We start from the raw sequence: 24,884 nt of genomic DNA, 5'->3' as shown, positions 1-24,884 counted from the left end.
TTCGTTCAACTAAGCCTCTGCCTGCGCGTCGGCAAGTTTCACTGTATCTCACCAATCGGGCCTTTACGGGCAGTTTGACCCCCACTTATCCTCCTTTGATTCCTCTGAGTCTTGAAGTGGGGGTCTTACTGCCCGTTAGACTGCGATAAAAAAATCCCTGCAGGAGACCCGCAGGGATTGTCGCTTAATTATAGTCGTTTAAAACGGTTCCAGTCAGATCGAATTCAGGTTCCATGCTTTTGATGGCATTTGTGTCAATAGGAGTTGTACCGGCCGGCTGTATTTCTTCTATTCCAGGTGGGGTCAGAGGGGATAATGTATGACCTTTCTTTGCTTGATTGTCCAACAAATGAATCAACTCCTTTACAGTATTTGTTAATTACATTCCTATTTTACTGTTATATTCAAACATGTAAATTATGGAAGTTGTCTTATGGAAGTATTTTTATTTTTTCCCAAAAAATGATTTTTATTTACAATAATGCACCTTTTATTTTTAGATTATTCTATCCTTTGAGCTTGCACGGTCAGATATGTTAAGATGTTATTTTATTGAAATGAAGATAATCGCTAGGATAATAGAGAGGAAGTTCAGCTTGGATAAACGCATCTACTTATTGGCAATCATATCATTTGTCGTTGGAATGGTGGAATTAATTATAGGCGGGCTGCTGGATCTTGTCGCTACAGATCTGGGTGTCAGCTTGGGGCAGGCGGGTTTGTTAATTACGGTATTTTCGCTTGCCTTTGCCATCGCAGCGCCTGTCCTGCTCACAATGACAGTTAAAATGGAACGGAGCCGTTTAATGATGATATCATTGGCTGTATTTTTGGCCGGGAACATTGTGGCTGTATTCAGTCCGTTTTACGGTGTTTTATTAGTCGGCCGAATTCTGGCGGCAGCAAGCGGCTCACTGCTCATTGCCTTGTGCATGACAATGGCATCATATATCGTTTCAGAAGAATTTCGTGCACGTGCGATTGGAATCGTGTTTATGGGAATCAGTGCATCCCTTGTACTTGGTGTTCCCATTGGATTAATGCTTGGAAATGCTTTTGGCTGGCGGGCCCCATTTGTACTGATATCAGCACTTACACTCTTATCAATGGCCGGGGTGTACTTCTTTCTTGGAAAGGTTGCTCCAAAGCCTGCTGTGCCGATTGGCGTACAGCTTAAAACGCTAAAAAGGAGGAAAATAGCGCTCATACAGATAACATCCTTTTTACTAATGACAGGCCACTTAGCTTTTTACGGATACCTGACACCTTTCCTGAAAATGAATATGGGTCTTGATGGAAACTGGGTCAGTATTGTCTACCTGATTTTCGGGATTGCGGCGGTAATCGGTGGCGGCCTTGGCGGCCACCTGGCAGACCGTTTCGGTGCAAAATCGGTTATTTTAACGCTCGTTGCCATGTTCGGAATTACACTTTTTGCCTTGCCTTTTGCAGCTTTTTCCCTGCCGGTATTCCTTTTCACAGTAGTCATTTGGAGTATGCTCAGCTGGGCAGTCACACCTGCCATACACAGCTACTTAATTGAAGTAACACCGGAAACTTCGGATATTCAGCAGACATTGAACAATTCTGCAGTTCACATGGGAATGGCATTCGGCAGCATGATCGGCGGAATCATGATTGAGACAACCTCTGTTGAATACAACGCAGCTGCAGGAAGTATTTTTATCATTATTGCTCTTGGCACAGCAGCTCTTTCCATGGCGAAAAAAGGGACAAGGACTGCTGCCGCAGAATAATCTGGTGGAAATGCCGGCTTCTTTGGAGGCCGGCATTTTTTATAACAAAAAGTGACAAACTATTTCAATTATTTAAAAATAATTCTATAAAATATATTGATATATCTTCCTTTTATCTACTATAATCAAATAGTCTATTGGTATAACATGAGATTATAGGGGGAATTTGGAATTTATTTTAGTGAAATAATAATAAAGGAGTCTGTTACATGAGCCAGCTTAACTATATTCTCCGTACTTTATTCGTCATTATTCCTACTGTATTGATCATCAGCATTGCAGTATGTGTTGGTAACGGACTTGAAGGCAGTGCTTTTTGGTTGACCACCGGGTTTATTGTCATCCTTGGAACACTGGCGGGAATATTATCCGCATTTATAAACTACCGAAAGTTTATTGCACCTATCAGCAAAATTAATGCCTACATTGAAGAACTTGCAGAAGGAAACATGTCCACAAGACTGGACGAGAAATCTGTTGGCCAGCTTGGGTCCATTGCTGCAGCATTGAATCATACAGCCTCCGCCTGGCAGGATGTGCTCAATAAAGTGGTTCTGGCTTCGGACGAAGTCACACATTATGCCCAGCAGCTATCATCCGGCGCACAGCAGACAAATATGGCAACAAGCCACATTGCTGAGGTTATTGAAGAGATTGCTGCAGGCGCCGATAATCAGGTCCACGGTGTTGGAACGGCTTCCAACGTGATTATGCAAATGTCTAAAACACTGACACAGGTGGCGGCAAATTCAGAACAGGTTACAGAGCAAATCAATGATTCACTGGAAAAAGCAAATCATGGCGATGCATCCATTTCAACAGCAGGCTGCCAGATGAATTCCATTCATGTGAATGTTCAGGACTTATCCAAGGTGGTAAAAGGTCTTGGCCAGCGTTCACAGGAGATCGGAAAGATTATCGAAGTGATTACCGGCATTGCTGCTCAAACGAATCTTCTGGCATTGAATGCTGCCATTGAAGCGGCCCGGGCAGGAGAACAGGGCAAGGGCTTTGCCGTTGTAGCGAACGAGGTCCGAAATCTCGCTGAAAAATCGGCGGAATCCACTCTGCAAATCAGCCAGCTGATCTCAAAAATCCAGGAAGAAACCCATCAGGTTGTCCAAACCATGGATACGGTCAATCATGAAGTAACAGAAGGCATGGAAGTCATGAAGGGTGCAGGGGATTCCTTCAAACAAATCCGCCAGTCTGTCAGCATGGTGACCAATCAAATGCAGGAAGTCGCTTCAGCCATTCAGCAAATGTCTGCCGGTTCCCGGCAAATGGTCCAGTCCATGGATGAGATAACCCATGTGGCAAATGAATCCGCCATGGCTACACAAAGTGTACTGGCATCAACTGAAGAACAAGCTGCATCCATGGAGGAAATATCCCTTTCCGCCGACCACCTTACGGGCATGGCGGAAGATTTGAAAGAGTTGATCAGCAGGTTTAAGTTATAGAGTTTAGGTCTAGGAACCTAGACTCTTTTTTACAAAAGGAGAGGAGTGATGCAGTTTGATAAAAAAGGAAAGGACAGTATCCGGCTTCATCGTAAAACTTGAAGCATTAGTAAGGAGAATGCCTGAAATGGAACCGGGGAGGGAGAGGGCCATATCTCAATTGAACAAACGCAGAGCTGGATATTCAGGGGAACAAAAGCTGGATTATTATTTAAATTTTTTGGACGAGAAAGAGTATTGGATCTATCACGGCCTTCGGCTTTCAAATGGAAGTCAATTTTTCCAGATTGATACCCTGCTTCTAACGAAAGGATCCGGCATAATTTTAGAAGTGAAAAACTGGAACGGAACCATCATCTTTGAACCCGAATTCCACCAGGTCATCCGGATCCATAACGAAAAAGAGGAGGCTTTCCACGACCCCATTTCCCAGGCTGAACACCAGAGCCGGCAATTAAAAAAGTGGATGGCAGCACATGGCTTCCCAGATTTCCCCATTGAATTTGCCGTTGTGATCAGCAGCCCTTCCACCATTATCAAATCCCCATCGAACCAAACCTCAAAAAAAGTTATGCATGCCCATCGTTTGTTAACTAACCTAAACTCCATTAAAAAATTACATTCTATTGAGAGATTAAACGAAAAACAATTAAAAAAAATGAACCGGACACTTTTGAAAAAACATGCCGAGCATGAAATTGATGTAATGAAATTTATAAAAGTAAATCCAGATGCCATTCTTACCGGTGTTCATTGTCCTAAATGCGGCTCGCTGCCAATGATTTACCATTGGGGAAAATGGAGATGTACTGTATGTAAAACTACTTCGGATACGGCACACCATCAAGCAGTAGAGGATTATTTTTATCTCATTAAACCGTCAATAACAAATGCTGAATTTCGCAAATTTACCCATTTAACATCTGTTTTTTCTGCCTCAAGATTACTTGGCCAGATGAATCTTCATCTAGGTGGTGAAAAGAAGAATAGATTTTATATAAAACCTTCTTAATTGTGAACTTTGCAAATAAAACAGTAATCTTGCAAACAAATCTAAAAATATGCAAAGAAAAAAACCAAACTAGCAAACAAACCTAAAATTCTGCAAACAAATCATTAAAATCTGCAAATAGTACCTCCATCCGCCATTTCCTCCACAATAAAAAGCCATCCCACAGATGGCTTTCCCTCAAATTAAGCTATTCCTGCTTTCATTAACATCCCATCCAGCGGCCGTTCCATCACTGTTTCCATCCACTTGGCTGTTTCCAGTACAGCAGGAAGATCTGTCCCAGTATCCGCACCCATACTGTGGAACATATTGATCATATCTTCTGTACAAACATTCCCGACTGCTTTTGGTGCGAATGGGCATCCACCTAATCCGGCGATGGATGAATCAAAGCGGCGGACACCCGCATGATATCCCGCCAATACATTAGCCAGTCCCAAACCGCGCGTATTATGGAAGTGAAGTCCAAGCGAAAGATCCATTCCAAAAGTATCAAAGAATGTTTCTGCCACTTTTTGGACCTGAACAGGATTGGCCATACCTGTTGTATCAGCCAGAGTGATTTCAGTACAGCCGGCTTCTAAAAATCTTTCTGCCGCTTTCAGCACGTTTTCTAATGGAACTACTCCTTCAAACGGACATCCAAATGAGGTGCCCAATACTCCAGATACACCTTTGCCTGAAGAGGCACCGTCTTTAATTACCAGACTAAGTTCTTCAACAGCCTGCTCAACAGTCCTTTTCGCATTCCGTAAATTGAACGAATCACTTGTCGTGGTTACAACATGAAGAAAATCCACATCGGTCTTAAGTGCACGTTCAAGCCCTGACCGGCTTAAAACCAGGCCGCCATAGCGGACCCCATTTCTTTTAGGCAGTGATTTCAGAACTTCTTCTGCATCGGCCATCTGAGGAACAACCTTCGGATTGACAAAAGAGACGGCTTCTATATTGCGGATGCCGGAATCAAGTAATCTTGTAATCAGTTCAACTTTGGATTCCGTTGAGACCATTTTGCACTCGTTCTGTAACCCATCCCGGGGGCCAACTTCACAAATTTCAATCATTTTCCTTCCTCCTTCAGCAGATGAATGTTTTTGATTTGCTCCAGATGCTTCAAAACATGATCACGGCCCTGGTAAATATGTTCGTGCATCGCAATGCGGGCACGTTCGGGCTCCCGATTTTTGATCGCTTCCAGGATGGTTTTATGTACCTCAAGTGATTGCTTTAGCTGAAAGCTGTTATACCAATAGAAGGATCGGAACACAATTGGAACGACGACAACTTTGGAAATGTGGAAATGAATATGCTCATTTTTGGAAGCTGCGACAATCGCTTCATGAAATTTCTGGTTTACCTGAACAATATCTTTCAGGCTTTCCATATTGGATTCCACATGCCGGCTAATTGCTTCTTCATATAAAATATTGGCACTTTCCATTTTAAGAAGGTCACTTTCTGACCGATGTATCGCCGCCTGACTGGCAGCGTATCCTTCGAGCAGAGTGCGCAGGTCATAAATTTGCCGAATATCATCTTTTGTAAAATGTCTTACGCTGACCCCGCGCTTTAAAGGAATAACTAGTCCTTCTGCTTCAAGCTGCCTGATTGCTTCTCTAATAGGAGTGCGGCTAATATTCATCTTTTTAGCCAATGACTCTTCAGCGAGCCGCATACCAGGGACAAATTTCCCTTCAATAATGGCATCTTTTATATATTCGTATGCATCCATAACAACACCTCAACTTAATTGTATACAAACGGAAAAATTATTACAACAAATATTCTGAAAATTTATATTGAAACTTAATCTAATCAATGTTTTTAAAGAGATTTCAGAAAATTTTAAAATTGTTATTGACTTATTGTATACAAACAATTAAATTTGTATACAAGATTGAGAAAATTTAAATATAAAAGCGCATTCAAGAAATAACAGGAGGGAATTACATGTCAGAAAAACAGCTTCCACTGCAAGATATAAGAGTTCTTGAGCTTGGCACACTATTAGCTGGACCATTTTCAGGACGTCTTCTTGGGGACTTTGGTGCTGAAATCATCAAGGTTGAACCTCCAGGAAAATCAGATCCCATGAGAAACTGGGGAAAGTCAAAGGATGGAGTTGGGCTATGGTGGCCGATTCAATCGCGAAATAAAAAATCAATCACATTAAACCTGCGGGAAGAAGACGGGCAGCAGGTTTTAAGAGAACTTGTTAAAGAAGCCGATGTTGTCATTGAGAATTTCCGCCCGGGCACAATGGAAAAATGGAATCTTTCCTACGAAACATTGTCGGAGATTAACCCCAGATTAATAATGGTCCGGACTTCCGGATATGGACAGACTGGGCCGTATAAGCATCGTGCCGGCTTCGGCAGTGTCGGCGAAGCAATGGGGGGGTTAAGAAATGTAACCGGTTTCCCTGACAGGCCGCCATCGCGAATAGGTGTATCCATTGGTGATACATTGGCAGCACTTTTTGCCACAATCGGCTGCCTGGTTGCTTTACATGAGAGGGAGCGTTCAGGAAAGGGGCAGGTAGTCGATACAGCCCTATATGAATCTGTATTCTCTGTGATGGAAAGCATTATTCCGGATTATCTTCTAGCAGGATACATAAGGGAAAGAATGGGCAATATTCTGCCAGGTGTTGCGCCATCCAATATTTATTTTACAAAAGATAAAACATATATCGTGATCGGCGCCAATGCGGATGGAGTGTTCAGCAGATTATGTGAGGCAATGGAGCAGCCGGAATTGGCGAAGGACCCAAGATTTTCAACACATCATGCAAGAGGAGAGAACATGAAGCTTCTTGACTCCATGATCGAAGAATGGACTAAGACTCTCCCGGCTAAAGAAGCGCTAAAAATCCTTGAAGATAAAGGAGTGCCTTCAGGGCTCATCTATTCAGCTAAAGATATTCTGGAGGATCCCCATTATAAAGAACGGGACATGATCATCAAAGTTGATCATCCGCAGCTGGGGGAATTTCCAATGCCTGGCATTGTTCCAAAATTAAGCAGGACACCAGGGGAAGTGAAGCATGCTGGCCCTGAAGCGATGGGCAAGCATAATAACGATATTTACTCAGAACTCCTTGGGTATTCTGAAAGCAGATTAGAAGAATTGAAGAAAAAAAATATCATTTAGGAGGGCTTCAACATGGGGCGGACTCTATATGAAAAAATTTGGGCTAAACATGCAGTGCTTGAGCAGCAGAATCAGCCTTCCCTTTTGTACATTGATCTTCATTTAATTCATGAAGTCACATCCCCGCAGGCTTTTGAAGGCTTAAGAATCAATAATCGCAGAGTAAGAAAGCCTGAGCTGACGGTTGCGACAATGGACCACAGCATCCCAACAACAGATCGCACATTGCCATTCAGGGATGAAATCGCAAAGAAGCAAGTCGATGCATTAGAAAAAAACTGCAGGGATTTCGGCATACAGCTTTTTGACTTGAACAGCAGTAATCAGGGAATCGTACACGTCATTGCTCCTGAACTGGGATTAACCCAGCCAGGGATGACGATTGTATGCGGCGATAGTCATACATCTACACATGGTGCGTTCGGAGCACTTGCCTTTGGCATCGGTACAAGTGAAGTTGAACATGTTCTTGCCACCCAGACTTTAAAGCAATTTAAATCAAAAACTTTGGCAATAAATATACATGGACAATTGCCGCAGGGGACTACTGCCAAGGATCTGATTCTTTCAATCATTGGAAAATATGGACATGATTTTGCAACAGGATATGTGGTTGAATATCGCGGCGAAGCCATCCGGAAATTAACGATGGAAGAGCGCATGACCGTCTGTAATATGAGCATCGAAATGGGAGCGAGGGCTGGACTAATTGAGCCTGACAGCAAAACCATTGCGTTCTTGAAAGGAAAACAGGCGGTTCCTGAAGGAAATCTATGGGAAGAAGCCCTTGAAGAGTGGAAGCAATATTATACAGATGAGGATGCAAAATTTGATTTGACCGCTGATTTTAACGCTGCTGAAGTAATCCCGCAGGTTACCTGGGGAACGAATCCAGGCCAGGTTGCCGGCATTACAGAAACTATCCCGAAACTTGAAGATATGTCTGAAGATCACGTGCGGCCTGCAAAAAAGGCACTGCAGTATATGGGTCTGGAACCGGGAACACCGATCACCGAAATAGGGATCGACAAAGTCTTTATCGGCTCCTGTACAAACAGCCGAATTGAAGATCTCCGCAAGGCTGCTAAAATCGCAAACGGTTATAAAGTTGCGGAACATGTGGAAGCCTTAGTTGTTCCCGGTTCACAGCTAGTAAAAAAGCAGGCAGAGGCTGAAGGGCTTGACCAGATTTTTATAGAGGCCGGTTTCCAATGGAGAGAAGCGGGCTGCAGCATGTGCCTGGGAATGAATGAGGATTTGGTTCTTCCGGAAGAGCGCTGTGCATCCACCTCAAACCGGAACTTTGAAGGCAGGCAGGGAAGGAATGCCAGGACCCATTTGGTCAGCCCGGAAATGGCAGCGGCTGCAGCTATTGCCGGGCGGTTTACAGATGTGAGGGAGTGGCCAGTTAAGGAAAGAAAGGAGGTCAGTTTACAATGAAATCTTTTACGAGATTTACAGGCATCGTTGCTCCGCTTGATGCGGCAAATGTGGACACAGATGCCATTATCCCGAAGCAATTTCTTAAAAGTATTGAAAGAACAGGGTTTGGCAAATTTCTTTTCTATGAGTGGCGATATGAAAATGACAGGGAAAAACCGGATTTCATTCTAAATCGCGAACCTTACCGAAATGCGCCTATACTGCTGACCCGCGAAAATTTTGGATGTGGCTCATCCAGGGAGCATGCACCATGGGCGATTGCAGAATATGGAATAAAAGTAATCCTGGCTCCATCATTCGCAGATATTTTCTATAATAATTGTTTCAAAAATGGGATCCTGCCAGTCGTTTTGCCCGATCAGGATATAGAAATTCTTTTTCGGAAAACCAGAGAAATACCCGGCTATCAGATTAGGGTCGATTTAGAGAATCAGAGAATAGAAGATTCTTTTGGATACATGTCAGAATTCGAGATAGGCTCCTATCGAAAAGATCAGCTGTTACAGGGATTGGATGAAATTGGAGCGACCCTTCAATCATCTCAAAATATAGACTCCTTTGAATCAGCACATAAGATTTACTACAAGCTGGGTGCCAAAAATTATTAATAGGGAGGCAGTCGAATGAAAGATAGAACGATAAAAGAACCTATTCGCAAAAAATGGATTTGGGTAGTCCTCGCCATCATAACACTTGGCGTAGTACCCTGGTACTTTCCGGATGCTGCAGCAGAGCCTTATATTCTCGGGTTTCCGTTATGGGCATTTATCTCTACAGCTTTTTCCATTATCATGTGCGGGTATTTAAGCTGGCTATGTGTGAATGAGTGGAATATCGTGGAGGAACAGGAAGAAGCCGAAAGAGCAAAGGGGGATAAATCATGAATGATTTAGCATTTGCAGGCACAGATGGGATCATTATTTTATCTGCCTTTGCGATAATCATGCTGCTAATTGGTTACCTGTCCGGCAGAGGCGAGAAGAACCTTCATCACAGTCTTTCAGGGTATTACCTTGCCGGAAGGAATCTCGGTTTCATTGCACTCTTTTTCACCCTATATGCGACGCAATATAGCGGAAATACTATTGTCGGCTATGCACCGACAGCCTATCGGACAGGTTTCTCATGGATACAGTCCATCTCATTTATGACAATTATTATCGGAATCTATTTGCTGTTTGCACCAAGGCTTTATGTCATTGCAAAGAAAAGAAATTTTGTAACACCTACTGACTGGATCGATCACCGCTTTAAATCAAAGGCAGTCACATTGCTTAGTATCTTTCTCATGCTTTGGGGGCTTGGAAACTATCTATTAGAACAGCTGGTAGCAATCGGACAGGCTGTATCCGGAATGACGGGCGGAACCATTCCATACCAGATTGCTGTTATTGTCTTCGTTGCTGTCATGCTTGCCTATGAATGGATGGGCGGAATGAAGGCGGTTGCATTCACAGATGTTATGCAGGGCATTGTTCTTATGATCGGCATCATCGTCTTTCTCATTGGAGGCTTGTACCTCGTCGGAGGAAATTTCTCTGATGTCACAAGGTATGTAGCAGAGATTGAGCCTGCAAAAACGGCAGTTCCTCCAATGGAAGTGAATATTAATTGGTTAAGTATGCTCCTGCTGGTTGGACTTGGAGCAAGTATTTATCCGCATGCTGTTCAGAGAATATATTCTGCGCAAAGCGAGAAAACACTGAAAAAATCATTTGCCCGCATGGCATGGATGCCGCCTATTACAACAGGACTTGTATTTATGGTGGGCATCATTGGAATCATGCTTTTTCCCGGCCTTGATAAGACAGGTTCTGAACAGCTCGTAGGTTTGATGGCCAATGAAATAGCTGCCATTAATCCATTTTATTACTGGATTATGATCATATTCTTTGGCGGGATTGTTGCTGCCATTATTTCTACAGCCGACTCTGTTCTTCTCAGCTTTTCATCCATGCTTTCAAATGACGTTTATGGAAAATTCATCAATCCTAAGGCATCTGAACATAAGAAGGTCATGGTCGGGAAAGTATGCGGAATCATTGCCATCATCTTTCTTCTGTGGATTGCCTGGAATCCTCCGGGAACGCTATATGAAATTTTCGTCTTAAAGTTCGAATTGCTTGTTCAGGTATTCCCGGCCTTTGTACTGGGCTTATATTGGAAGCGCTTATCAGGAAAGGCTGTCTTCTGGGGAATGCTTGCAGGCGCCATATTAGCAGGAGTGCTTACTCTTACAGGCTACAAAACCATATATGGAATTCACGGCGGCGTCATTGGGTTAGGACTGAACTTCTTTATCTGTATTGCAGGCTCCCTTTTAGCTCCAGCTGTTTCAAAGAGCAAAGTACTGGAGGAAGATTTGACTGCAATTAATTTAAAGGCATAATAGCCAAAAAAGAGATGATTAATTATGAGTAATTCACTGGCAGAAAAGCAATTTGCCATCAATGAAAATCCATGGAAAATGCTATTATTCCTTCTGCTGGCACAGCTGATGGTAGCATTTGTCGGCAGAAGCATTGGTCCGCTGGGCGTTTTAATCGGGGAAGATCTTTCCTTGACCAAGTCGCAAATTGGCATGCTCCCGGCGGCCCTCTTTTTGGGCCAGGCGATCATTTCTGTTCCTGCCGGCTTTCTCACTGACCTTGCAGGATCCCGTAAATTATTGGTTCTGGCGTCTGCTTTAATGGGGTTGGGCTTTCTGTTCATGACATTGCTTCATGATTTCTGGCTTGTCCTGTTATTGATAGTTATCGGCGGAATTGGGTATGGTTCCATGCACCCGATCACAAATAGAGGCATTATTTATTGGTTCCCGCTTAAACAGCGGGGAACAGCAATGGGAATAAAGCAAACCGGCATCACGGCAGGATCGGCTCTGGCCAGTTTGATACTGCTTCCGCTTAGTGTAGCTTTTGGCTGGAGATTTGTACTTCTTACGGCCTGCCTTCTTTTATTGGCGGGCGGATTCGTCTCCTATCATTTTTACCGGGATCCGCCTGAATTGGAACAAGCGAAGGGCAGCAGCATGAGTTTGCTCCAATTTTATAGATCGATGTTTAAAATGTTTAAAAATAAAGCTTTGATGCTGATAAGCTTTAGTGCTCTCGGTTTGAATGGAACACAAATGTGCTTAAATACGTATATAGTTTTATTTGCCTATGAACAGCTGAAGATATCAATCTTTTTATCAGGTATTCTCTTGGTTATATCTGAAGTGTCCGGAACCATTGGCAGGGTTGCCTGGGGAATCATAAGCGATAGGCTGTTTGAAGGAAAACGTGTGGTGATCCTTATGATTATTACCATCATTACCGCATTGGCCAGTACGTCAGCTGCTGTCATAACTTCAGCCCCTTTTTGGGTAATGGTTCCCATTACAGCTCTGTTTGGATTTGCAGCTTCAGGTTTTAATGGGATTTGGATGAACCTTGCAAGTGAGCTGGTTCCAAAAGAACAAGCTGGCATCTCAAGCGGGATCAGTATCACTCTGGGATCAGCCGGGGCCATTATCATTCCGCCATTGTTTGGTTTAATCGTGGATCAGACGGGGCAATTTTCTTCCGGGTGGTTTTTAATCACAGGTATGATGTTTATAGTTTTTACTTTACTGACAGCATTAACGATTATGAATAAAAGGAATAACTTTGTTATTTAAAAGTGGAAGGAGTGATCCGTATGGAATTTAATCCCTCGGAACTTGGAGAAAAAGAAGTGTATAAATTATTAACCGGATCTGTCGTCCCAAGGCCGATTGCCTGGGTTTCCACCGTATCTGAGGATGGAAGCCAGAATCTCGCACCTTTCAGTTTTTTCAGTGTTGCTTCAAGAAATCCTCCCATGCTCTGTATTTCTATTGGTCCCGGCGTGGGCGACAGGGAAGGAACAGAAAAAGATACATTGGTCAACATCCGGGCGACAAAGGAATTTGTCATTAATGTGGTTCCCGCACCATTAGGAAATTCTATGCAAAAAAGTGCAGAGAATCTCCCGAGTAATGCAAATGAATTTGCTATAGCAGAACTTACGCCGGCAGAAAGTCATATCGTAGTTCCTAAAAGAGTCAAGGAAGCACCTATCCATATGGAGTGTGAACTGGAACAAATTATACAGCTTGGAAGTGACCACCTGGTTATTGGCCGAATGGTTCATTATCATATAGATGACGAATACTACCTTGGGAACTATAAGGTGGATTTAGAGAAGCTGCAGCCGCTTGGCCGATTGGCAGGCAACTACAGTGAAAGCAGGGAATTCTTCAAACTGCCAAGATAATCATCCAGTGCCGAAACCAGCGTTCGGCACTTTTTTGATTGAACCGCTCCATTTTTATGCTATTCTATCATCATAGAAAGCTTTAAGAGGTGAACAGATGTATCACATCGGCGTAGTTGGCCCGGGACAGTCTGTGGAAAGAATCCTGGATGTGGCCCGAGAGTTTGAAAAGGAATTAAGGTTTCATCCTTTTACTTATAAAAAGGCAGTGGAAACAAAAGAGATTGTAATGGAACATAAAGATCAGGTGGATGCCTGGCTTTTTTCCTGACCGATTTTCGTCCCGATGTTCATGTTCCTTGATTACCATCCGGCTTTCACACAGGCACTGTACCGTGTCGGAGATTCCATTACGAATCCGATTACGCCAATGCTTCCGTATCTTGTTTTGTTACTATCTTTTGCGAAAAAGTATGACAAAAACATGGGATTGGGAACGTTGATATCAGCCCTTTTCCCTTACACCGTATTTTTCGGCATATTCTGGATCCTGCTGATTATTGTCTGGTATCTGCTGGGTATACCAGTGGGGCCAGAGGGACCAATTCATTTGTAAAGCTGCCACCCGGGGAAACCCGGGTGTTTTTATGTTGTATAACATACCTATTCGTGTATTTACACTCGCCAAAATGATACTATATCCATAAACATAACCCCATTTGGAGGTATTCCATGGAAAATTACGGCGATCTCATTCAAAAACAAAGAAACTTCTTCACGACTGGTAAAACAAAGGATGTCTCATTCAGACTGGAAGCCCTCAGCAAGCTGCGTACAGTCATAAAGCAGCATGAGCAGGAATTAATGGATGCGTTAAAGGCTGATCTCAATAAAAGTGAATTCGACGCATACCTGACGGAAATCGGAATCCTGCTCGAAGAGATCCGCTTTACGATGAAGCACCTGAAAAAATGGGCGAAGCCAAGAAAGGTGAAGTCGTCACTTGCACAGATCGGTTCAAAAAGCTATATCTATCCGGAGGCATACGGAGTTGCGCTTATCATAGCGCCATGGAATTATCCTTTCCAGCTTGCGATTGCACCGCTGATTGGAGCGATTGCTGCAGGAAACTGCGCAATCCTGAAGCCATCGGAATTAACACCGCAAACTTCGGCATTGCTGTCAAAGTTGATCAGCAGCCATTTTCCTGAAGAGTATATATCAGTAGTTGAAGGCGATGCAGAAACAAGTACAGCTCTTTTAAATGAAAAGCTGGACTATATTTTCTTCACAGGCAGTGTCCCTGTTGGAAAAATCATTATGGAAGCCGCTTCGAAAAATCTTACACCTCTTACGCTGGAACTGGGCGGGAAAAGTCCTTGCATTGTGCATGAAGATGCTAATCTGAAGCTTGCTGCGAAGAGAATAGCCTGGGGAAAGTACATTAATGCCGGCCAGACATGTGTAGCTCCTGATTATCTTTATGTTCACAGCAAAGTAAAAGAAGAATTTCTTAAAGAACTAATGCAGGCCATACAGGAGCTTTATGGAGAAAATCCGATTGCATCCGGCCAATTTACGCGAATCGTCAGTGAAAAACACTTCAGCCGGCTCGCTAAATTTTTAACCAATGGCACTACTATTCACGGAGGCAGGCATGACTTAAGCGCTCTAAGCATTGAACCGACTGTTCTCGGCAATATTACCTGGAATGATGAGGTTATGCAGGATGAAATATTCGGGCCGATTCTCCCCGTGCTTGAATATGCCGACTTGTCCAAAATGATTGGAGAAGTTACAGCACGACCGAAACCTTTGGCCCTATATATCTTTACAGAAAGTGAGGGTGTCCAAAGCCAGATTCTAAGCAGCATTTCCTTTGGAGGGGGATGCATTAATGATACTGTTTATCATTTGAGCTCACCATATCTTCCTTTCGGAGGGGTAGGGGAGAGCGGGATTGGCGCTTATCACGGAAAGGGCAGCTTTGATGTGTTTTCACATGAAAAAAGCATACTGAAGCAAACCACCAAATTCGATTTGCCATTCCGATATCCGACTACAAAAAATGCATTAAAAAAAGTGAAGCTGTTTATCAAATAACCGTCTTTATAGAAGGTGGGTATTTGATTATGCATTATTTTTCGGAGGTTTTAGCCCTTTGTTTAAATCCTGTATGGCCGCCTCTGTTTTTTTTGACAGGTTTTTAGTATATGGTGAAACCGAGAATGTGGGGAAGTTAATATTTTTCACTTTCTTGGTCAGTTTTTTCATTGAATTCAGCCCTTTTTATCTTTATTATATGTCCCCTTCAATTGAACATGAATAGGGCGCGGGAGAAATTCCCCACGCCATATAGTATGCTCAAGCCTTGGTTTTGGTATAAACGCTTATTAATCTTTTGTTCTTTTTTAATATCCTTTCGGTGTGGGGACTTACTTCAAAACCCGGAAGGCTGACCCGGGATTTTTTTTTAAGAGTTTTGATGGTGTTTTTAGCATTCAGCTCAGGTTTCTCCGTTTTCTTCTCCGCTGGTTCCTTCATGGTCTTCATCCTCCTGTTCGGCAGGGAGCATTAGATCGTATATTGATATGAGTGAAGTGAAAAGCAAATAGTCGAATTCTGTAACAAATTGATCGGAGGTAAGTTTGATTACATAGTCATCATCGAGAATGGAAAAAGGAATCAGCGCCAGCTTTTCTTCCGCATCATAATAAACTTCCCTGCGGTCCAGACGGCTATGAATCAAAGCTTTATCGGTGTAGTGCTCAAGGAGATAGTCCTTTTCTTCTTCTGTTGTGTATTTGCATAAAGCTATCTTCATATCCACTTTTTCCGCAAAGTCTGCCAGAAGTTTTTCGATGCCGGCAAGATACGCTTCCTTGTTTCCATAATAGATGTCAATGGGCTCATTTTTCAATAAATACTGAAACGATTTCAGCTTATTCATATGCGAGTTCAATAGATCACTATTTTCTTCAAGCAATTCTCTAGTGTCTGTTTCTAATTCGTTATTTCCAACTCTTTTCAGATAAGATCCCAGGAAAACAAATGCATCGACCAGAGCAAATATTACCGCGACAATCAGGTAGTTCTGCCAATCGGAAAAAATGGAACCTGGTTTGTTCGTCCAGTAAACAACTGCACCAAGCACATAAAGGATATACCAGGTTTTCCTTATCACGGACATTCTTTCTTTTACTTTCTTTTCCCATAACCAGACAGAAATAACATAAAAACCGAGACAAGCGACAATAATCCAAACTGCAACCTTAAAGAATATCAGCAAAAAAATCGCCTCGTCCACCAGAAAATTTACTTTGAATATTTGCATAATTCATATATTAATTATAACAAAAAATATGCCCATAAATTGAAGTTTATTGAAGGATAAAGAAAAAAATGAGAATATACCTATATTTGTTTTCATTGAGTCAATAAGTGAAACATCCTTCACCGAAGATGCTTTTTTTTGCAAAGAATGAAAAATTGAGTAATTGTCCTACTATACTTGTCCATTCAAAGTCATCACTTCCAACATATATAAATAGTAAGTCAAAGAAAGCGAGCTAATGGTAATAATAAAAAGCTTGTTTTACTCTGGCTAAATAATATTTATAAGGAGTGCAAAATATGAGAAAAAACAATGGTTGCGGCTGTGGAAAAGGGCATTCTTCCGGAAAATGTCCAGCTATGCCAGCTTGCGATACAGCAAAATCACATGACCATTTTTGTGAAGTATCAGGTCCTGTTGTTAGGGGTACTGAAGTTGAAACTGTAATCGGACAAGTACCTATCCAAGCTCTTACTGAATCCGAAATTTATCTTCCAGATTATGCTTCAGATATTAAAGTGATCAGAAAAAATATCTTTCTTACTCAATGTGAAGCGGTTCCTTTCCGCCCAGCAACAGGCACTACTACAAATGTTGTAAAAGTGTTTGTAGAAGGATATATTCATAAGAATATTCAATATGTTGAGGATTGCGATGGTTATGTTAAAGACTATATGGTAAACGTTCCATTCAAGTGCTATACACGTGTTACTTTGCCAGCCCCCATCCCAGTACCTGCTTTAAGCTCCAAGAATAGCGATAACCGGGAGATCAGAGAATTGGCTAAAGACGGAATGGGTGCTGACCGATGTACCTTTGGCTCCAATACCTTTGAATTCCTAAATGAGCCTATTCACTGTAAATTAGTCAGCTGGAATTTAACAGAAGCTAACTTCTTAAAGAACTTTGATAAATGGGGCAGATTCAACAAGTTAACTGAGAAAGATGACATTAACCTTGTTATCAGATTGACACAGACTCAATTTGCTCAAGCTGGCGGTTTGCTTCCAGAAGAAGAGTAATAATGCATGCTGCAAAAAAAGGTGCCGTTCCGGTGCCTTTTTTGATTTGCACTGAAATCAGCAGTGCTGATCATTAATACTTTTTAATTTGAAAGTGTTTTCCAAAGGAAAAAAACGGAGGGACACATTTGATGCTACCCTCCTTTAAATCTGTACATATTGCTCCTGCAGAAAATCAAGGGATAAAATTGCTTTCCCCTGAATTTCCAAACCTTCATTCTCCATTACGCTGCTATGCCAGAGAACATGGATCGAATTAAGTTTGCAGGTGATTTCCTCCGAAAATTGCTGATAGTATTCAAAATGTTGATCCAGGGCATTTTGATTTAGGAACATAAACTCATTTTTACATGATAAGTGAGGCAAATCAGGCGGACAAACCCATTCAAGTTCAACCGATTTTTCTATTGAGATTGGAATTCTGACGTTTTTCACCTGCTTATTAGCCATAAACATCGTGTCAGCTATGAGCACTCCCTTAACAAATACGGCAGGTGATGGAAAAAGAGCCTTACAGCTTAGTGAGTCCACTTGCCATTCCACTTTAGTTATCTGCATATCCTGCCAGTATATTGGAAAACAATCAAAGATATGAATCTCCATATCAGTCTTGCCTACTAAAACAGGCAGTTTTACTAATGGTCCATTGGTTAGGGAATCTTTATAACATTGTGTTTGCTGTTCATTGACCAAAATACAGCTGCTGGAAGAGGACTCCTCCAAAAGATGCTCTAACAGTTCATCACTAAGCGTTTCTTCCGTTATGGATTCGGGCTTACTCTCAATTTCGGCTGTTAGAGAGGAAGGCTCTTCTATTTTTTCATGGGGTGCATCATTCAAAATAACATCCTGAAGCATTGCCGAAAAGTGTTCAAGCAATGAAGATACTTTATCATATTTCACTTCATCATCTGCAGATTCGGAGCTTTCATCTTCACTGCCTAAGAAATTCTCATCATCTGATACTTCAAAGAATAAATGATTGCTGTCTGTTGACTCTTCCATCATTGCCAAAAGTTTCTCCTGTAGGGGGATAGTGTCCTTTATCTGCATATCTAGCAAGCTGCAAGCTTCTTTCAAAAGACGGGAGAATTCTCCTTCATAACTGGATGATTCTTCACATAAGTTTGAATGCCATTCCTTCATGGGTTTATCACATGATGACTCCTCAAATGAAAGTGGTTCATCTGATTCGGATGACTCAGCTTCGGAATTTACACTATCAGATCTGGCATGTTGATGGGAGGAAGATTCACTTTGGTTATAAGAGGAATCTAATAGCAGTGCAAAAACTTCGTCCTGACGATAGAGATTATTAACAGAATCATCATCTGAAGAAGGAGACTCCTCCAGCATGCATGCAAATTCTTCCGCTAATAAATTCACGGCAGGGCTGCAATCTTCCGCCCTATCTTTTTCAATGAATACTTCTGCTTCGTTTACAATTGAATTATCACTTTGGTATCCTTCTGCATGGATGGTCTTGAATGCATCTTCCATATCGCGGTTATCAAGCAAGCGTATAAATTCATTTGTCAGATCCAGTTCTTCTTCAAACGTTTTTGCATTAATAACATCCTCATTATTTAAAGATGGTTCCATTTCTTTATCGACTTGAACCAATTCCCTTGATGGGTGGTCAGCTGGAATAGTGTTGGCAGGTAAAAAGTGTTTATCTTCTTTTTTACTGGATTTACTTTTGCTTAACAAGATCCTATTGTTAGAATATTTGCTGGGTAATGAAGGGGACCAGCTCAGCATAGGAGAAAAGGGCGTCAGCATCTCTTTCAGGTGTTTTGGCAAAACGATTGTATTTGACTTGGATGTAAGGGAATTGTGTTTAGCAGGCTCAACATTCTCCTCAGAAATTTCCTGATCAGCTGCTTTTTCAGTTTGAACACTCGTTTTGATTAATTGATGCGCATCCACTGCTGGAGGCGGTAAAATTAGCGGAAAGGATTTAGTTTTTTTCCTGGAAATAGGCCTTGCAGTTTCTTTATGATTTTCTTCTGTTTGTATTTTTATATTCGGTTCTGCTGGTTTTGGGCTTTTTTCATTTCCCGAATTAAAGAATAATTGCTGCTGTTCCATTGGATTATCTGAGTCTTGATCGGTACGGTAAATCCGATTATAGGCACTTCTCATATCACTCATATGCATTAGGAAGGTGCTGCCATTCTAGAGCATCCTCTCCGGTCCCCTCCTTACGTTAAATCTTAAAAGCTTTGTCTATTAAATAGTAATTCTTTTCAAATACTTAAAACTGAAGGTTATGACGACAACACCATTTAAATCCTTTTTTGCTTCAAATAGGATGTCTATTCGCAGTCAAAGCAATCTTCGTGATCATTTGTAGTTGATGATACACGAATCTGCTGTTTTTGCAGGACTTTTATGGCCAGGTCCAAAACCATTTTTTCTTCCACTTTTGTGAAGACGCCTTCCCCAATCGGTGAGCGCTGAGGCAGCGGACGGTGGTCAATTGCTTCATCCCATTCTATTATTCTGCTGGAAATCAGTTCGCAAAACGGCAATTCGTTATAGTGCTGTACGCTTTTTTGATGAAATTGGGAAAGATCACTCGACTGCAATTCATCTTTTTCAGGATATCCGCGAGGCATAGGTTTTGATACAAGAAAATCAAATTCGTGGCGATGGTTGGTTTCCGGCATGACCGGGCAAGTAAGGAATTTTTTAATTTCAGTCACACATTGAAAAGGAACATCAACTGTATAGGAGTGAATATCTGAAGCAATGCTTTTATCGGTATGCATCTCGATGTCAGGACAAGGACTGGCGTATTGAATATTCTTGCGGATAAACCCTTTAACAAATAATTGGTCAGTCGGCAATAAAAGCCTGCATTGTGTTAATTTTACAGCTTTTTTAATGTCCTTAATTTCAAGGACTGGTTCGGGAAAAGTAATCAAGGCATTCACATGAACTTTGAGTGAAAGTTCTGCCAAAACTACTGGAACCTTCGCAGTAATCTTTCCAATGCTTACATGCGGATGATGGAAGGTGCTCTCACACTCACAGCTTTGAGCTGAAATCTGGCATTCTGCTTGATCTCGATCTTTATGTTCTTCTGACATATGGGCTCCTCCTGAAATCATGATAATCACATCATATGCATGATAAACGACTATGTTTGGGCATATACCTAATAAATGTCAGAGTCTTAAAAGCAAAAATAGGCAAGATTAGTGTAGGTGAATGTCATTTTAGTGATTTGTGAATATTATGCTTATATGGTAAATCCGCATAAAAAAGCAGGACCTATTCCCATGAGAATAGGTCCTGCCTTTCATTTTATTATAGAGCTGCCACTCGAACTTGCTGTTTTTGAAGAACTTTTACTGTAAATTGAAGGAACATTTTTTCGGAGATACTTTCAAATGTTCCTTCACCCCAATTGGCGTGATGGTCGAACGGCTTTCTGTCAAGAGCCTCGTCCCATTCTGTGATATTGCTTGAAATCAGTTCGCAAAATGGCATCTCATTGTAGAACTGGCTGCTATTCTGGTGGAATTGGGAAAGGTCGCTGGATAAGAAATGATCTTTTTCCGGATATCCTCGTCCCAAATCCTGCTGTCTGAAGAAATCAAATTCTGCACGCGAGTTCAGGAAAGGAAGCTGTGGTGTTCTGTCAAAATCAGCTGCTGCAATTTCCACTACACATTCAAAAGGTACATCAGTAGTCAATGAACGTATTTCAGAGTTCACACATACTCCTGAATTATAGCAAGGAGATGCGTATTGAATATTCTTGCGGACATACCCTTTTATGAAAAGGTGGTAAGAGTCTTCCACAAATGGATCGAGGCCTGCCGCAATCCCAGGAAGAAGAAGTTTACATTGGACGATTTGAACTCTTTTCTTAATATCTTTGATTTCTAATACCGGCTCTGGGAAAGTGATTTTGGCAGCCAGGTTTGTCCTGACATTTAAAACAGCAAGTTCTACAGGTACTTTAATAATAGCTTCACCTGCAGGAGCAATAGGCGCCGCTCCCGGTGAGTAGTTACACTCTCCAACGTTTGCAGACACGTTAATATCTACACATTTATTATCTTTTTTCAATGTTGTTCCTCCTTATTAATAATTACTTCAAGATATATTATGCATTTCAGCAGTTGAATGCATTGGACAAACATGGAAATTTCTGCGGATGTTACAATGGTGGATTCAGCTCAGCTGAACTCAGCTGGGTTTTGCTTTTTGCGTGCCCAGCAAGCCGTTAATTGCTAATTGGTGAAAGTCCAATCTGAGTAAGTACCAAGACGCTCAGTAGCTGACAGGCAACTGGTGAAGAAATTCTAAGGTTGAAGCCCTGTGACAAAGTAACTCTCTTGGGGAGTGCGAGCAAACTAACAGGTTGTAACATTAAGTGAATCCTGCCGTCTCGTCAAAAGCATCCACCTTTGGTGGCTAAGGAGAAGTCGAGCCTTGAGAAAGTGGGCGAAGACCATGGAAGGTGTGAAGCGCTTGGAATAGCAGCACCGAAGAATCTCTCGGGATAAGGGGAACGACATGTTAGGAAAGTAATTAATGGAACTGGGGATACCCTCCTCGTCACTTCCTTACGGAAGTAAAGCAGAAACCTATAAGTGAAAACGAAGTGGTAGATGGATGAGAGGGAGTCGGAGGGGGTCATAGTACCGATGATGACAATGACAACAAAACATTGTCTAGGGAAGGACGGCGTAAGCCAATACCCTACTTCGTTCATATGTCAGAAGGAGGTAAGAGTCAGTGAATGCCAAGAAAATGGCTAACTACACCAACAATGCAAAAGCTCAAGAACTCTGGAAGACGTTATATCTTTGTGCCAAGGAGAGTCCAACTCGTAGATTTCACGCAGTATATGACAAAATTTATCGTCCTGATATTCTATGGGAGGCATGGCAACGTGTGAAACGTAAGAAAGGAAGTGGAGGTGTCGACGGACAGTCGATTGAACAAATCGTTATGGATTACGGTGAAAAGAAGTTTATGAACGAACTCTATTTAGAGTTGAAGGAGAAAACCTATCACCCAAGTCCAGTCCTAAGAACCTATATTCCGAAGGATGATGGAAAGAAACGTCCATTAGGAATACCAACCATTAAAGACCGAGTGGCACAAATGGCAATGAAAATGGTAATTGAACCAATTTTTGAAGCTGATTTTCATGACTGTTCGTTTGGCTTTCGTCCAGAACGTAACGCTCACCAAGCAATAGCCAAAATAAGAAAAGCAAGCAGAAACTGCTTTTGGGTAGTAGACGTCGATATCCAAGGGTATTTTGACAACATCAATCAAGCAAAATTGATGAAAATGCTGGAGCAACGAATTAGTGACCGACGGGTCTTGAAATTAATTCGGAAATGGCTAGAGTCGGGCATTATGGAAGAAGGAAAGATAAGAAATCCAATAACTGGAACTCCGCAAGGCGGTGTAATTTCTCCGTTACTAGCAAATATCTATCTGAACACAATGGATAGTTTATGGCAAAAGAAGTTCAATCACCTAGGAGAATTAATACGTTACGCAGATGACTTCGTCATCATGAGTAAAACCAAACAACAGGCACTGGAAAGTATTCAAGTCATTCAATCAATAATGGGAAAACTAGACCTTTCTATTAATCGAGATAAATCAAGATTAGTTAATCTGTGGAATGATATAGACGGATTTGACTTTCTTGGTTTTCATAATCGAAAGTTTCCAAAGAGATTAAAAGGGGGAAGCACGGTACATGTAATGTCCCATATACCAAAGAAAAACGCAATGAAGAAAATGCGGGCAAAGATAAAAGCCTATACTGAGCCAAGAAATAAGCTTTACTTGGATATCGGTGAATTAGTGAAAGGGCTGAATAAGAAACTTCAAGGTTTCAAGAACTATTACCAAATATCACCCCTAGGAAAGAAATGGCTCAATCGAATTGATTGGTATGTATTAGAACGCCTCGCTTTGTTTTATAACAAGAAGAGGAACAATCGTAAGAAACATGGGAATCTAAAGGACGTAAGTAAAGAAGTTGAACATATTTTGGTGAAATTGGCTCGTTAGATACCGTAAAGCCAAAGAAAGAAGAACGTCGGAAAGCCGTATGAGGGAAAACCTCACGTACGGTTTGATGAGGAGGAACTGAAAGTAAAAGAGATAGCGTAAGCAATCCCTTCGAAATCAGTTTCTTACTCTACTCTCCGCTGATAGTCTGAAAGGCTGAGATAAAATTTAAATATGTACGGGCACAATTGGACTTCTATCACGCATAAGATTCAAAAGGAGGAGTGAGGAGAAATGAATAGACACAATTTTCTTGCTGTAGATATCGGAAACAGCTGGTATAAGGCATTAGCTTCTGAAAATGGTATTCTTTCGGAATATCAAATTCCAAATGCTATTGCTCTTTTTGATGAAGAATTTTACGAAAAGCCATACGACGACGATGATTTAGTGTTTGAAGATAATTTAATTGTGGAGGTAAAGAGCCAGGCCGTTGTGGATCGAAGGGAAATATTCTATATCGGCAAAGGAGCGGCTAAACAGCGGGACGTAAGCCTGACTGCATTCAATAACCAGAAAGCTGATGAAGACAGAACCTATTTGCTGCTGTTCGGCCTTGCAGGCTATCATGCAGTTCTTCAACATCCGGAAGAAACAGAAATCACGTATTCTATTGATCAATTAGCTGTTTCTCTTCCCACAACACAGTATAAAGAAAGAAAAACCCGCCTAAAAGACAAATTAGCTGGAACACATACGATTGTCTTTCATAAAGTTCCCGGACTTTCTGAGCCAAAAGAGTTAACCGTTAAAGTCATAATCAATGATGTCATTGTCGGAGCTGAAGGTGCGTGTGCCTATCTGGGGCTGACCAGAGATCAGGAAACCTTGGGGATCAAGGATGAAGAGCTTGTTAAAGAATCTCAAAAAGGAATCATCATTGGCGACCTTGGAGGAGACTCAGTCGACTTTGTCGGTATTAAAAATAATAAGCCTGTCGCATCTGTAGAGGGGGAGCCTTTCGGTATTAATCAGTTTCTTGATCACATCATTCAAAGGGTGAGTAAAAAGGAAATGTACCGATTTGACTCCCGTGCCGAACTGGAGGAGAAATTGGCAGAAGGACCCTCAGGGTGGTATGTCGAGCCTTTCGCAGGGGTCAGAAAGGATATCAGCAAATACATTTTGCCGCAGCTGAAGGCAATGGCAATTAAATACCTGGAGCATTTTGATCGGGTGAGGAGCAGTTCATCAGAGATTAAAGGAGCTGTCCGTTATATTGCTGTTGGTGGAGCAGCCAAACTTGCCCAAAAGCAAATTCAGGAAGCTGCAGCGAAATGGTCGGATAGAGGAAGGCCAATTGAATTGATGTTTCCTGAAAATATGGAGAAATTAAATGTCCTTGGTCTTATGATTCTGGCAAAAATGAATCAACTTAAAAGAGATCAAGGAAGTAATCACATTATGACAACCAAAGGTTAA

Annotated in this window: 23 protein-coding genes and 2 pseudogenes; 17 read left to right on the top strand and 8 right to left on the bottom strand. The window is 41.8% G+C overall.

All coding sequences use genetic code 11. The features are described 5' to 3' along the window. Positions 1 to 184: 184 nt before the first annotated feature. Positions 185 to 349: a hypothetical protein gene (locus tag CE058_RS24850; protein ID WP_197087787.1), complete on the bottom strand. Its 165-nt coding sequence runs from the start codon at positions 347 to 349 to the stop codon at positions 185 to 187. 247 nt (positions 350 to 596) lie between these two features. Here CE058_RS24850 and CE058_RS18395 point away from each other — a divergent pair, with 247 nt between their 5' ends. The 4 genes and pseudogenes from CE058_RS18395 to CE058_RS18385 all read left to right on the top strand — a co-directional run bounded on the left by CE058_RS18395 (position 597) and on the right by CE058_RS18385 (position 4,232). Continuing rightward, positions 597 to 1,757, top strand: coding sequence for an MFS transporter (locus CE058_RS18395; RefSeq protein WP_163144654.1), 1,161 nt, complete (start codon positions 597 to 599; stop codon positions 1,755 to 1,757). 209 nt (positions 1,758 to 1,966) lie between these two features. Beyond that, positions 1,967 to 2,266, top strand: a pseudogene (locus CE058_RS25360) (methyl-accepting chemotaxis protein); the annotation flags it as partial. A 108-nt stretch (positions 2,267 to 2,374) separates the two neighbouring features. Beyond that, positions 2,375 to 3,220 (top strand): methyl-accepting chemotaxis protein, encoded by an 846-nt coding sequence (locus tag CE058_RS18390; RefSeq protein ID WP_483297538.1) that lies wholly within the window; start codon positions 2,375 to 2,377, stop codon positions 3,218 to 3,220. A gap of 55 nt (positions 3,221 to 3,275) precedes the next feature. Then, a complete protein-coding gene (locus CE058_RS18385; RefSeq protein ID WP_163144650.1) occupies positions 3,276 to 4,232 on the top strand; it encodes a nuclease-related domain-containing protein in 957 nt (318 codons plus the stop codon). 182 nt (positions 4,233 to 4,414) lie between these two features. Here the strand turns inward: CE058_RS18385 and CE058_RS18380 are convergent, their stop codons facing one another. Then, on the bottom strand, positions 4,415 to 5,299 hold the full coding sequence (locus CE058_RS18380; protein WP_163144648.1) for a hydroxymethylglutaryl-CoA lyase: 885 nt from the start codon (positions 5,297 to 5,299) through the stop codon (positions 4,415 to 4,417). Then, a complete protein-coding gene (locus tag CE058_RS18375) occupies positions 5,296 to 5,967 on the bottom strand; it encodes a GntR family transcriptional regulator (protein WP_048011784.1) in 672 nt (223 codons plus the stop codon). Before CE058_RS18375 ends, CE058_RS18380 begins: the two co-directional genes overlap by 4 nt. Before the next feature lie 218 nt (positions 5,968 to 6,185). Between CE058_RS18375 and CE058_RS18370 the strand changes: the two genes are divergently transcribed. The 10 genes and pseudogenes from CE058_RS18370 to CE058_RS18325 all read left to right on the top strand — a co-directional run bounded on the left by CE058_RS18370 (position 6,186) and on the right by CE058_RS18325 (position 15,152). Continuing rightward, entirely contained in the window at positions 6,186 to 7,388 is a 1,203-nt protein-coding gene (locus tag CE058_RS18370) for a CaiB/BaiF CoA transferase family protein (protein WP_163144645.1), read from the top strand. Between the two features lie 12 nt (positions 7,389 to 7,400). Then, complete coding sequence (leuC, locus tag CE058_RS18365; protein WP_163144643.1) at positions 7,401 to 8,828, top strand: 3-isopropylmalate dehydratase large subunit; 1,428 nt, start codon at positions 7,401 to 7,403, stop codon at positions 8,826 to 8,828. Further along, positions 8,825 to 9,439, top strand: coding sequence for a 3-isopropylmalate dehydratase small subunit (leuD, locus tag CE058_RS18360; RefSeq protein WP_163144641.1), 615 nt, complete (start codon positions 8,825 to 8,827; stop codon positions 9,437 to 9,439). The genes leuC and leuD overlap by 4 nt, the downstream gene beginning before the upstream one ends. A 15-nt stretch (positions 9,440 to 9,454) precedes the next feature. Beyond that, positions 9,455 to 9,715, top strand: coding sequence for a hypothetical protein (locus CE058_RS18355; RefSeq protein WP_163144639.1), 261 nt, complete (start codon positions 9,455 to 9,457; stop codon positions 9,713 to 9,715). Next, the gene (locus tag CE058_RS18350; RefSeq protein WP_163144637.1) at positions 9,712 to 11,220 is read left to right on the top strand and encodes a sodium:solute symporter family protein; all 1,509 of its coding nucleotides are present in this window, start codon (positions 9,712 to 9,714) and stop codon (positions 11,218 to 11,220) included. Before CE058_RS18355 ends, CE058_RS18350 begins: the two co-directional genes overlap by 4 nt. Before the next feature lie 24 nt (positions 11,221 to 11,244). Then, positions 11,245 to 12,492, top strand: a complete 1,248-nt coding sequence (locus CE058_RS18345) for an MFS transporter (RefSeq protein WP_163144635.1) — start codon at positions 11,245 to 11,247, stop codon at positions 12,490 to 12,492. Between the two features lie 20 nt (positions 12,493 to 12,512). Continuing rightward, positions 12,513 to 13,109 (top strand): flavin reductase family protein, encoded by a 597-nt coding sequence (locus tag CE058_RS18340; protein ID WP_163144633.1) that lies wholly within the window; start codon positions 12,513 to 12,515, stop codon positions 13,107 to 13,109. A gap of 97 nt (positions 13,110 to 13,206) precedes the next feature. Beyond that, on the top strand, positions 13,207 to 13,380 hold the full coding sequence (locus CE058_RS18335) for a hypothetical protein (protein ID WP_163144534.1): 174 nt from the start codon (positions 13,207 to 13,209) through the stop codon (positions 13,378 to 13,380). Further along, a pseudogene (locus CE058_RS18330) lies at positions 13,381 to 13,665 on the top strand (AbgT family transporter); the annotation flags it as partial. A 116-nt stretch (positions 13,666 to 13,781) separates the two neighbouring features. Next, positions 13,782 to 15,152: an aldehyde dehydrogenase gene (locus tag CE058_RS18325; RefSeq protein ID WP_163144631.1), complete on the top strand. Its 1,371-nt coding sequence runs from the start codon at positions 13,782 to 13,784 to the stop codon at positions 15,150 to 15,152. A gap of 261 nt (positions 15,153 to 15,413) precedes the next feature. Here the strand turns inward: CE058_RS18325 and CE058_RS18320 are convergent, their stop codons facing one another. Beyond that, entirely contained in the window at positions 15,414 to 15,593 is a 180-nt protein-coding gene (locus tag CE058_RS18320; RefSeq protein WP_163144629.1) for a type II toxin-antitoxin system SpoIISB family antitoxin, read from the bottom strand. Further along, the gene (locus tag CE058_RS18315) at positions 15,556 to 16,338 is read right to left on the bottom strand and encodes a type II toxin-antitoxin system SpoIISA family toxin (protein WP_163144627.1); all 783 of its coding nucleotides are present in this window, start codon (positions 16,336 to 16,338) and stop codon (positions 15,556 to 15,558) included. The genes CE058_RS18320 and CE058_RS18315 overlap by 38 nt, the downstream gene beginning before the upstream one ends. 344 nt (positions 16,339 to 16,682) lie before the next feature. Here CE058_RS18315 and CE058_RS18310 point away from each other — a divergent pair, with 344 nt between their 5' ends. Next, positions 16,683 to 17,405 carry a CsxC family protein gene (locus CE058_RS18310; protein WP_163144625.1) on the top strand — a complete coding sequence of 241 codons (723 nt, stop codon included), beginning with the start codon at positions 16,683 to 16,685 and terminating at the stop codon, positions 17,403 to 17,405. A 144-nt stretch (positions 17,406 to 17,549) separates the two neighbouring features. On the opposite strand, the gene CE058_RS18305 is transcribed toward CE058_RS18310, so the two are convergent. From CE058_RS18305 to CE058_RS18295, 3 genes are all read right to left on the bottom strand, one after another. Further along, positions 17,550 to 19,565, bottom strand: a complete 2,016-nt coding sequence (locus CE058_RS18305) for a hypothetical protein (RefSeq protein ID WP_163144623.1) — start codon at positions 19,563 to 19,565, stop codon at positions 17,550 to 17,552. A gap of 158 nt (positions 19,566 to 19,723) precedes the next feature. After that, a complete protein-coding gene (locus CE058_RS18300) occupies positions 19,724 to 20,554 on the bottom strand; it encodes a CsxC family protein (protein WP_457990163.1) in 831 nt (276 codons plus the stop codon). A 166-nt stretch (positions 20,555 to 20,720) separates the two neighbouring features. Beyond that, complete coding sequence (locus tag CE058_RS18295; RefSeq protein WP_163144619.1) at positions 20,721 to 21,488, bottom strand: CsxC family protein; 768 nt, start codon at positions 21,486 to 21,488, stop codon at positions 20,721 to 20,723. A 672-nt stretch (positions 21,489 to 22,160) separates the two neighbouring features. On the opposite strand from CE058_RS18295, the gene ltrA reads away from it, so the two are divergent. Together ltrA and CE058_RS18285 are read left to right on the top strand one after the other, a co-directional pair. Further along, positions 22,161 to 23,462 (top strand): group II intron reverse transcriptase/maturase, encoded by a 1,302-nt coding sequence (gene ltrA / locus CE058_RS18290; protein ID WP_163144617.1) that lies wholly within the window; start codon positions 22,161 to 22,163, stop codon positions 23,460 to 23,462. A 234-nt stretch (positions 23,463 to 23,696) separates the two neighbouring features. Continuing rightward, entirely contained in the window at positions 23,697 to 24,884 is a 1,188-nt protein-coding gene (locus CE058_RS18285; RefSeq protein ID WP_163144615.1) for a ParM/StbA family protein, read from the top strand.

The organism is Bacillus sp. 22-7 (assembly GCF_010628845.1).
In the GTDB taxonomy this organism is placed as follows: Bacteria; Bacillota; Bacilli; order Bacillales; family Cytobacillaceae; genus Cytobacillus; species Cytobacillus firmus_B.
Note: the sequence above shows the minus strand (reverse complement) of the source record. Positions and strands in the feature narration are given on the sequence as shown.

Excerpts from the sequence above, each read along its gene's own strand:
- CE058_RS18285 (WP_163144615.1), top strand. The coding sequence starts at position 23,697 with ATGAATAGACACAATTTTCTTGCTGTAGATATCGGAAACAGCTGGTAT.
- CE058_RS18355 (WP_163144639.1), top strand. The coding sequence starts at position 9,455 with ATGAAAGATAGAACGATAAAAGAACCTATTCGCAAAAAATGGATTTGG.
- CE058_RS18350 (WP_163144637.1), top strand. The coding sequence starts at position 9,712 with ATGAATGATTTAGCATTTGCAGGCACAGATGGGATCATTATTTTATCT.
- CE058_RS18345 (WP_163144635.1), top strand. The coding sequence starts at position 11,245 with ATGAGTAATTCACTGGCAGAAAAGCAATTTGCCATCAATGAAAATCCA.
- CE058_RS18375 (WP_048011784.1), bottom strand. The coding sequence starts at position 5,967 with ATGGATGCATACGAATATATAAAAGATGCCATTATTGAAGGGAAATTT.
- CE058_RS18380 (WP_163144648.1), bottom strand. The coding sequence starts at position 5,299 with ATGATTGAAATTTGTGAAGTTGGCCCCCGGGATGGGTTACAGAACGAG.
- leuD (WP_163144641.1), top strand. The coding sequence starts at position 8,825 with ATGAAATCTTTTACGAGATTTACAGGCATCGTTGCTCCGCTTGATGCG.
- CE058_RS18340 (WP_163144633.1), top strand. The coding sequence starts at position 12,513 with ATGGAATTTAATCCCTCGGAACTTGGAGAAAAAGAAGTGTATAAATTA.
- CE058_RS18335 (WP_163144534.1), top strand. The coding sequence starts at position 13,207 with ATGTATCACATCGGCGTAGTTGGCCCGGGACAGTCTGTGGAAAGAATC.
- CE058_RS18305 (WP_163144623.1), bottom strand. The coding sequence starts at position 19,565 with ATGCATATGAGTGATATGAGAAGTGCCTATAATCGGATTTACCGTACC.
- CE058_RS18325 (WP_163144631.1), top strand. The coding sequence starts at position 13,782 with ATGGAAAATTACGGCGATCTCATTCAAAAACAAAGAAACTTCTTCACG.
- CE058_RS18320 (WP_163144629.1), bottom strand. The coding sequence starts at position 15,593 with ATGAAGGAACCAGCGGAGAAGAAAACGGAGAAACCTGAGCTGAATGCT.
- CE058_RS18370 (WP_163144645.1), top strand. The coding sequence starts at position 6,186 with ATGTCAGAAAAACAGCTTCCACTGCAAGATATAAGAGTTCTTGAGCTT.
- leuC (WP_163144643.1), top strand. The coding sequence starts at position 7,401 with ATGGGGCGGACTCTATATGAAAAAATTTGGGCTAAACATGCAGTGCTT.
- CE058_RS18390 (WP_483297538.1), top strand. The coding sequence starts at position 2,375 with ATGGCAACAAGCCACATTGCTGAGGTTATTGAAGAGATTGCTGCAGGC.
- CE058_RS18310 (WP_163144625.1), top strand. The coding sequence starts at position 16,683 with ATGAGAAAAAACAATGGTTGCGGCTGTGGAAAAGGGCATTCTTCCGGA.